Origin of the sequence: Nitratidesulfovibrio oxamicus (genome assembly GCF_015731765.1) — a bacterium.
Classification (GTDB): domain Bacteria; phylum Desulfobacterota; class Desulfovibrionia; order Desulfovibrionales; family Desulfovibrionaceae; genus Cupidesulfovibrio; species Cupidesulfovibrio oxamicus.
Map to the genome: position 1 here is coordinate 1 of NZ_VRYY01000036.1, position 8,614 is coordinate 8,614.

Here is an 8,614-nt window from a genome sequence, read left to right on the forward strand (position 1 = left end):
TGGAATCCCCCCGCCTGTACGGCCCACACCGCCGCGCCCGCGCGCTGGGCGCCCGCACAGTCGCCGCCCCGGCCACGCCCCACGGTTGTCACGCCCGGCCATTTGGTATACTGCCGAGTGGTTCCGCAACATCCACGGGTTGGCCGCACGGCCACCGCAGAGGTATTGACCGCGCCATGACCGACACCGCACGCCAGATCGTGCTCGAGCACGCCGCCGAAGGCGCACAGCTTCGTGAACGCTATTTCCAGCAGAACGCCGACCGCGTGGTGGAATTGGCCCTGCAGATGGCCCTCACCCTTGCCCGCGGCCGCAAGATCATGTTCTGCGGCAACGGCGGCAGCGCCGCCGACGCCCAGCACCTGGCCGCCGAATTCGTCAACCGCTTCATGATGGAACGCCCCCCCCTGCCCGCGCTGGCCTTGACCACCGACAGCTCGATACTTACCGCCATAGGCAACGACTACGGCTTCGAGCAGGTCTTCCAGAAACAGGTGCAGGCACTGGGACAGCCCGGCGACATGCTGGTGGGCATTTCCACGTCGGGCAACAGCCCCAACGTGGTGCTGGCCCTCAAGGCCGCACGCGAAAAGGGCGTGACCACCGTGGGCATGACCGGGCGCGGCGGCGGTGAAATGGCCCCGCTGTGCGACTACCTGCTGGATGTTTCCGACCGGCGCACCCCGCTGGTGCAGGAAATCCACATCACCGTGGGCCACCTGCTGTGCCAGTTGACCGACCATTTCCTGTTCGAGAACGTGCTGGCCCTGCAACCGTACCTGGAAGGCAAGGCGCCGGAATAGGCGCCCCTTGCGGCCCGCGCACGCCGAACGAATTTCCATCCTGCGCCGCACGCCCCGCACGCCTGGCACCACGCCATGCGGCACGCATGGGCCACGACCGGGAAGCATTTCGCACCGCCTTTGGAGGAGACACGCATCATGCCCATCTATGAATACGAATGCACCGCCTGCGGCAAGAAGTTCGAGGAACTCGTCTTTGGCGACGACCTGCCCCCCTGCCCGGCCTGCGGTTCCGCACGTACCGAAAAGCAGCTGTCCTGCGCCTGCTTCAAAATGCCCGCGCCCTCGCGCGTGGGGCAGACCGTGACCTTCCCCAAGTCCAGCCGTGGCGGCTGTTCCGGGTGTTCGGGCGGCAACTGCTCCACATGCAGCTAACGGGACACGCCCACGACATCATCCTCTCACCGCGCGCAACTACATGAAGAAACTCGTCATCGCCACCCGTGGCAGCAAGCTGGCCCTGTGGCAGGCCGAACACGTCAAGTCCTGCATCGAAGGCCGGCACCCCGGCGTTTCGGTGGAACTGCTGGTCCTGAAGACCCGTGGAGACATCATCCTCGACGTGCCGCTGGCCAAGGTGGGCGGCAAGGGCCTGTTCGTGAAGGAAATCGAAGAGGCGCTGCTGGACGGTCGGGCCGACCTGGCCGTGCACAGCATGAAGGACGTGCCCATGGAACTGCCGGAAGGGCTGGTGCTGGGCATCATTCCCGAACGCGAGGAGCCGTCCGACACCTTCCTGTCCGTGCACCACGATTCGCTGGCCGCCCTGCCCCACGGGGCCACCGTGGGCACCAGCAGCCTGCGCCGCCAATCGCAGTTGCTGGTCCTGCGCCCGGACCTGAACGTGGTCTCCCTGCGCGGCAACGTGGACACCCGCCTGCGCAAGCTTTCCGAAGGCCAGTTCGACGCCATCATCATGGCTACCGCCGGCATGAAGCGCCTTGGCCTTTCCGCGCCCAAGAGCGAAGTGCTGGGGCCGCCCGCCTTCCTGCCCGCCGTGGGTCAGGGTGCGCTGGGCATCGAGTTCCGGGGCGACCGAGCCGACCTGCACGAACTGCTGGCCTTCATGGAGCACACCCCCACCCGCATCCGCGTGGAGGCCGAACGCGGCTTTCTGGCCGGGTTGCAGGGCGGCTGCCAGGTGCCCATTGCCGGGCACGCCGTGATGACCGGCGACGGCACCTTTGCCCTTGAAGGCCTTGTGGCCGACCTGACCGGGACGCGGGTGATCCGCCGCACCATGAACGGCGTCAGCGCCCCCGACGGCGCTCAGGCCCGCCAGATCGGCCTGGACTTGGCCGCGCAACTGGTGGCCGACGGCGCCGGGGAAATCCTGGCCGAGGTGTACGGCAGCGGAGCTGCGGCGAACTAGCCCAACCCCGCCCCTGCACTGACCGTTGCCTGCCGGCACCATCCTGCTTTTGATTGCAAACGCAACGGGCCGCCCCTCCTGCACGGAAGGGCGGCCCGTTGTCATTCGCGCGGCTGCTTCTGGCGCGTGGGCTACGCTGTCTTCATCTCATCCACCAGACGTTTCAGCACCTGGGCCTGCTCCGCCAGGGCGGACACGGCCCGCGCCGACTCGCGCATGGCCTGCGCCGTCTCGCCCGATATGGTGCTGATCTGCTCCACCGCGTGGTTGATCTCCTCGCTGGCCGACGACTGCTGCTCTGAAGCAGTCGCAATGGACCGCACCTGGTCGCTGGCCGTTTCCACCAGCCGCACGATCTCGCCCAGCGCCTCGCCCGACTGGCGCACCAGTTGGGTGGATTCCTCGATGCCCTGCACAGAGCGGTCCACGTTCTCCATGTTCTTGCGGGTGCCCTGCTGCACCCCGCGAATGGCCTCGCCCACCTGCACGGTGGCCTGCATGGTCTTTTCGGCCAGCTTGCGCACTTCGTCGGCCACCACGGCAAACCCGCGCCCGGCATCCCCGGCCCGCGCCGCCTCGATGGCGGCGTTCAGCGCCAGCAGGTTGGTCTGGTCGGCAATATCGCTGATCACGTTCATGATCGTTCCGATGGATTCCGCCTGGCGGCCCAGGTCTTCCATGTCGGCCTTGAGGTCCAGCGACTGCCGCCGCACGTCATCAATGGTGCCCACCACCCGTTCCACCAGCGCCGCGCCATCGGCCGCCTTGGCGCGGGCCGCATCGGAAACTTCCGCCGTGTCGCCTGCGTTGCGGGCAACTTCAAGCACGCTGGCGTTCATTTCCTCCATGGCCGTGGCCGTCTCGGATACGCGCTTGGCCTGCTCTTCGGCGCCCCGGTCGGCCTGTTCGATCTGGGCGGAAAGTTCCTCCGAGGCCGACGACACCACCTCCACCGCGCCTTCTACCTGCGCCGCGGCCTGCAACATGCCCTCGCGCTTGGCGTTTTCCGCCTGCTTGCGGGCTTCCTCCGCCTCGCGCATGGCGGCCAGGGCTTCCTGCTCCTTGCTGGCAGCCTGCTCGCTCTTGTCTTCTGCCTCGGCAATCTTGGCCTTCAGGGTGTCCACCATCACCCGCAGGGCGTCCGCCAGCCTGCCGATCTCGTCGCGTCCGCGAACGGCAAGGTCCGCGTTCAGGTTGCCGCCCGCCACCAGTTGCGCGAACGACACGGCGCCGCCCAAGGGACGGGTGATGGACCGCGAAATGAGAAACCCGAGCAGCAGTGACAGCAACGGCGCCCCCACGGCCAGGGCGATGGCGGTGTTGTTTGCAGTGCGCGCTTCGGTGGCATTCTGGATCCGTGCGGCACGCGCCTCTGCCCGCACGGCCTCCTGCACGGCAGCGGCGGCCTCTGCAAGCCGTGTGTTGGCCTGCACGCCCTTGCCGGTGACCAGTTCCGCCGCCCGGTCCATGCGCCCCTGATCGGCCATGTCACCTTCCCACTCCTGAATGGCCGCCAGTGCTTCATCATTGAGGGTGCGGACGGCGTCCAGCGTGGTGACGAAGGCAGACCACTGTTCGTGTACGGCGGGCGATTGGCGCAGGCGGTCCATTGCGCCCCGCGACTTGGCGATGACCTCGCGCGAAAGACGGATGTCCTCTCGCTGGCGGTCACGGTCTGCCCTTGACAGCCGATCCATCATCAGGGTGCGCTGGGCCACCACGATACTGCGCATGGCCAGTTCGATGCTGCCGGTATGCGCCACGGCGGGCAGCATTTCCTCGTTGGAGTGACGCAGGCTTTCACTGGCATTTTCGATGGCCAGATACCCGGAACCGGCGGTGATCAACGTGAGCAGGGAAACAAAAACGAACCCAGCTATCAGCCTGATACCGACGCTGAAATTGTTCATGAAAACCCCGACTTGCTGATGGTGATGGGGCCACGGGAAGGCCCGCTTCCGATCCGAATTCAACCCAGGTTCGATCCGGTTCTACCGGATTGGAAACGTACAAGGACAGGTATGAACATCAATGCGGCAGCACGATGATGTACGAAAACGCCTCCATCTCATCCCACGGAAAAAACGCATGCGCCGACATGACCAGCTTGCCGAGGGCGCGCTCGTACTGCAGGCGGTTTTCGTGCGTGCCCGCACTCCGCCGCGCCAGACGCTCGAAAACGATGCAGGTCGCTTGGCTGTCCTGCGCACCAGCCGTGCCGCCACACCTGCGGGCGTGCCGAAAACGGTCCCCGGCGTCAGCCCGGGCGTCCTTGCGCAACGGCTCCTGCTCGCGGCTATCGAAGGCCACCATGTCGAAGCCATCCACCACCCGCACCCATGCGCCCATGGCATGTTGCACGCGGCGCAACATGGCAATCAGGACGCCCAGTTTGCCGGTCGTCACGCGCCGTGAACGGTAGACACTGGCAACGCCTCCACCCGTCCCACGCGGCCCGAGGTACACCCGCAGGCTGCGCACCCCGTCGGTGGTTACGACACCCCGCCGCAGGTCGATATCGCAAAACGGCAGATCGCATGTGGACAACTGTGTAGCCATGCGGTCCTGGGCCATCCGGGAAACGATCCACCCTTCGACTGACATGGCGCCCACCAGGCCGCACAGCAGGTCCGCCCCATCTGCATAAGGAATGTTCCAGTGCGGCTGCCTGGACCCGGCATTGACGAGTGCCATGGCAGCATCGTTGTCCCCGTCCGGCTCGTCGCGCGCGACGCAACGGATGAACATGGTGAACGCCTCGCGGTAATCGTAGATGGCTTCGCGCAGCTTTTCGGGCACGATGCCCGCCACCGCAAGCATGAAATACCTGTCCACTCCCAGCAGATCGGCAAGCAGCATCAGCCGTTCCGGCTTCAGGCAGACATCGTCGCCCCGTTCAATGCGGCTGAGGTAGGAATGGTGCACCCCCAGCCGGTCGGCCAATTGGCGGATGGACAGCGGTTTGCCGCCAACGGTTCGTTCCAGGCGTGCCTCTCTGAGGAGTTTCCCTAATAACCTGCCCATCTCGCCTACTTTTTTGTCTATAATATTGTAGCCAGCCCGGAGTGGGCAATCACTGTTATAAATCATGGCGCGACAAAAACGCCCCCCTGCAGCACCCCCGCCAGATGACGAGAGAAGGAGGGGGGAATCTTTCCCATCAGCGTTTTCAGAAACACATAACGCTCGCAATAAGCACGCAGAGTTCAGCGGAACCATTTCAAGAAAACGATATTCAATATGCAAACTTAACACCAATCGAATTACATTAAACGAAAAGTGCAAAAAATAATAACAAGCATATTATTGTCACTCACACATATTGACATACTGCATGGCGATTAAATTCAAGAATATGCATATCGCAAGACAAAATGCACTAAACAGAAGTAGACAACCATCTTTGTAGTGCGCCAAGCGCATTAAATACAACACACTTACTGTCCCATTCCAGTTTTGCACCCGCAACGCCGGAATGTTGGACAAAAAAAGGGGGGGGCGTCCCTGCGGAACGCCCCCCTTGCATGCCATGCCATAACGTGGCCTTTTTCAACGCCCCCGCCCGTGCCTAGAAGGAAACCCCAACGGTCAGCGAGCCGAAGTGCTGCCCCCGGTCCTGCCCCACGAACTCCTCGGTGCGGTAGGCGTGGGTATACGTGATGCGCACCCCTTCGATTATCACCGCAAGCCCGCCGGACAGGTCGGCCACGAAGTACTTCTTTTCCACGTCGTGGCTATCGCGAAAGGTATTGCCGTCCAGAAAGATGTTGCGTCCCACGGCCCGTCCGTCGGCCCCGGCGAACAGGTACCAGCCCCAGCTGTCGCGCACGCGGGGGTCCGCATCGTCGGTGGGGGCCTCGATGCCGCCGCCAGGGCGGATCAGCGAGGTCTCGAAGTCGCCCGGCAGGTTCCAGCCAAAGCGCACCTCGCCCCCCATGTTGGCCTGGGTCAGCACGTTGCCCGCCGTGGCTCCCACGCGGGGCAGCACATCCCAGCCGAACCCGCGCCCGATGGAGGAGGGGTTCAACCGCCAGTTGCGCTGCCAGGTCAGCATAAGCCCCGGCTCGTCGTGCAACTGGTTGTCCCACCCCTTGGCCGTGGGAATGTTGCGCATCTCGTGCACTTCGTTCTGGGCCGTTTCTCCCCGCGCCGAAGGCCCCACGATGCCGCCGGTGAACTGCAGGGTGTCCATGCGGTCGCCCTTCTTGGCGTGCAGGCCGATGGCCCCGTACAGAAAGCCTGCGTAGGGCCTGTCGCCGGGGGTGTACTCCCTGACCTGGGTATCGGACGGGGTGTAGATGGCCTGCCCGAAGGCCACGCTGACGTTGTACTGGGCGTCGGGATCGCCCGCGAAGGGCAACCGCTCGATGAGTTCGTCCAGCGCGTCGGGCAGCATTTCGTCGTGGGACAGGGTCTTGAGGTCGGGCGAGACGAACCGGGCCTGTACCGCATTGGTGTAGTACTGGTCCGTGCCGCCGAACAGGTCGTTCTCGAAGTAGATGACCAGCGTGCTGAACGCCTTGGCCTTTTGGGGTTTTTCCGGTTCGTCGTCGGCACCTGTTGCCGGCATCTCGTCAGACGCGGCGGGAACCGGGTCGGGAAACGGCGCGGCCTCGGCGGCCAACGCGCAGGTGGGAAGGCACAGGGGGACGCACAGCAGCAGGGCCAACAGGCCTCCACACAATGCCGAGCGCCTGAGAAGTGAAGCGGGGTTCATTTTCCGGATTCCGTTTCCCGTGCCCAGACGGGCAGTTCCATGTCGTACTGGCGGATCAGCGCATCGTGCTCGCGCATGGCGGCGTAGGACGACGACCTGCGGAACGAGCTGTTGCGGTTGGTGCGATACAGGACGTTGAGATCCCACATGGTATCCACGTCATTCCATTCCGGCAGGCGCACCACGTCCAGCCGGGCGGCCTCCAGCCGTTCCATGGTGGCGGCGTACACCGTCGCGCCGCTCCACTCCATGCCGTCGAACACGCCGGGCAGAAAGCGGTCGCGCCGGAAGCCTATCAGGTAATACCCGCCGTCAAAGGCCGGGCCGATGACCGCGTCGTGCAGGTCCAGGTCGTCCAGGGCCTTCTGCGCCAGTTCGTGCGGAAAGTCGGGTATGTCGCTGCCCAGCACAACCGCGCGTTCGTATCCGGCGGCGTAGGCATCGGCAAGGGCCGTGCGCATGCGTTCGCCCAGGTCGTCGCCCTGCTGGGGCTGGTAGGCATGCTGCGGCCCCAGCCAGGCCTTGCAGGCGGCCAAAGCGTCCTGTCCGCCCGGCGTGCCATCCCCGCCGCAGGGCGCGGTGCCCGTGTCGCAACAGATGCGCAGGTCGGCCTTTACCTGCACCAGTTCGGCCAGCATGTCCTGCACGAAATGGCGGTACATGGCGGCGGCGGCCTCCGCGCCCATGACGGAGGCAAGGCGCGTCTTCACCGCGCCCGGTTCCGGGTACTTGACGAAAAAGAGTACGCAGGTGTCGCTCATGATGCTCCTTTGCGGGCGCGGTACCAGCGCGCCAGTATCTGCGCCGGAACCCCCAGCGCGTACAACAGCCGCAGACAGACGTTGCGCAGGGTGCAGCGCACGGCCCCCTCGTCGCGCCAGCGCCGGGCCGAGGTGACGGCCCGCAGGTCCAGCAGGGTCAGCCGATGGTCGGCACGACGCAGGCGGCGCATGATCTCCACATCTTCCATCAGCGGCAGGTCGGGGTAGCCGCCCATGGCCCGGAACACCCCGGCCCGAAAGAACTGCGCCTGATCGCCGTACGGCGTGCGGGTGAGCCGGTTGCGCAGGTTGGCCAGCGCCTCCACCACCCGGAACCACGTCCCCGGCGCGTCGATGGACAGGGTGAAGGCCCCGGCGCCGGGAATGCCGCTGACGGCTGGGGATACGCCATCGTCGGCGTGCCGAGCCTTGACCTCTCCGGCTCTCCCGCTTCCGGCTATTCCGGAAATTCCGGAACCCCCCGTACCTCCCCCAACACCCAAGGCCCGCAGCACGGCGGGAAAGGCCCCGTCCGGCAGGCGCGTATCCGCGTGCAGGAACAGCAGCACCTCCCCGCGGGCCACGGCGGCCCCGGCATTCATCTGCCGGGCGCGGCCACGCGGTGCGGCCACGGCGTGCACGGGCAACCCCGTGCCGGAAAATTCTTTGACGGCTTCGCCAGACACCAGAGGCCCTGCCGGGGCCAAGCCGGTTGCGGCCAGACCGGTTGCAGCCAGACTCGCCTTCTCGCCAAGCGCCAGCTTCAGCGCCGCCAGCGTGTCGCCTTCCGGGGCCCCGTCGGCTACCACCAGTTCCACGGCGCCGGGCGGCAGTTCCGCCGCCAGCGCGCACACGTGCCCGGCCAACTCCGCGATGCGGTGCCCCTCGTGCAGCACCGGCACCACCACAGACAGCAACACGGGCACCGGCTCGTTCCGCTCCGCGCCATGCCCCCCCTGCT

At 65.6% G+C, this 8,614-nt stretch carries 8 protein-coding genes; 3 read left to right on the forward strand and 5 right to left on the reverse strand.

The window, feature by feature from the left end:
- Positions 1-176 precede the first annotated feature (176 nt).
- From FVW20_RS01800 to hemC, 3 genes are all read left to right on the forward strand, one after another.
- Complete coding sequence (locus tag FVW20_RS01800) at positions 177-803, forward strand: D-sedoheptulose 7-phosphate isomerase (RefSeq protein WP_196608040.1); 627 nt, start codon at positions 177-179, stop codon at positions 801-803.
- 138 nt (positions 804-941) lie between these two features.
- A complete protein-coding gene (locus FVW20_RS01805; protein WP_012611732.1) occupies positions 942-1,178 on the forward strand; it encodes an FmdB family zinc ribbon protein in 237 nt (78 codons plus the stop codon).
- 43 nt (positions 1,179-1,221) lie between these two features.
- Complete coding sequence (hemC, locus tag FVW20_RS01810; RefSeq protein ID WP_196608041.1) at positions 1,222-2,175, forward strand: hydroxymethylbilane synthase; 954 nt, start codon at positions 1,222-1,224, stop codon at positions 2,173-2,175.
- A gap of 131 nt (positions 2,176-2,306) precedes the next feature.
- Here the strand turns inward: hemC and FVW20_RS01815 are convergent, their stop codons facing one another.
- The 5 genes from FVW20_RS01815 to FVW20_RS01835 form a co-directional block, all read right to left on the reverse strand.
- The gene (locus FVW20_RS01815; protein ID WP_196608042.1) at positions 2,307-4,085 is read right to left on the reverse strand and encodes a methyl-accepting chemotaxis protein; all 1,779 of its coding nucleotides are present in this window, start codon (positions 4,083-4,085) and stop codon (positions 2,307-2,309) included.
- Positions 4,086-4,203: 118 nt separating this feature from the next.
- Positions 4,204-5,199 carry a helix-turn-helix domain-containing protein gene (locus FVW20_RS01820; protein ID WP_196608043.1) on the reverse strand — a complete coding sequence of 332 codons (996 nt, stop codon included), beginning with the start codon at positions 5,197-5,199 and terminating at the stop codon, positions 4,204-4,206.
- A 544-nt stretch (positions 5,200-5,743) separates the two neighbouring features.
- Positions 5,744-6,844: a lipid A deacylase LpxR family protein gene (locus FVW20_RS01825; protein WP_231038780.1), complete on the reverse strand. Its 1,101-nt coding sequence runs from the start codon at positions 6,842-6,844 to the stop codon at positions 5,744-5,746.
- Positions 6,845-6,888: 44 nt separating this feature from the next.
- A complete protein-coding gene (locus FVW20_RS01830) occupies positions 6,889-7,653 on the reverse strand; it encodes a TIGR04282 family arsenosugar biosynthesis glycosyltransferase (RefSeq protein ID WP_196608045.1) in 765 nt (254 codons plus the stop codon).
- A complete protein-coding gene (locus FVW20_RS01835; protein WP_372434959.1) occupies positions 7,650-8,579 on the reverse strand; it encodes a TIGR04283 family arsenosugar biosynthesis glycosyltransferase in 930 nt (309 codons plus the stop codon). The genes FVW20_RS01830 and FVW20_RS01835 overlap by 4 nt, the downstream gene beginning before the upstream one ends.
- Between the last annotated feature and the right edge of the window lie 35 nt (positions 8,580-8,614).

What these genes read in the sequence shown, in the direction of transcription:
- FVW20_RS01800 (WP_196608040.1), top strand. Translation starts at nt 177, where the DNA reads ATGACCGACACCGCACGCCAGATCGTGCTCGAGCACGCCGCCGAAGGC.
- FVW20_RS01805 (WP_012611732.1), top strand. Translation starts at nt 942, where the DNA reads ATGCCCATCTATGAATACGAATGCACCGCCTGCGGCAAGAAGTTCGAG.
- hemC (WP_196608041.1), top strand. Translation starts at nt 1,222, where the DNA reads ATGAAGAAACTCGTCATCGCCACCCGTGGCAGCAAGCTGGCCCTGTGG.
- FVW20_RS01815 (WP_196608042.1), bottom strand. Translation starts at nt 4,085, where the DNA reads ATGAACAATTTCAGCGTCGGTATCAGGCTGATAGCTGGGTTCGTTTTT.
- FVW20_RS01820 (WP_196608043.1), bottom strand. Translation starts at nt 5,199, where the DNA reads ATGGGCAGGTTATTAGGGAAACTCCTCAGAGAGGCACGCCTGGAACGA.
- FVW20_RS01830 (WP_196608045.1), bottom strand. Translation starts at nt 7,653, where the DNA reads ATGAGCGACACCTGCGTACTCTTTTTCGTCAAGTACCCGGAACCGGGC.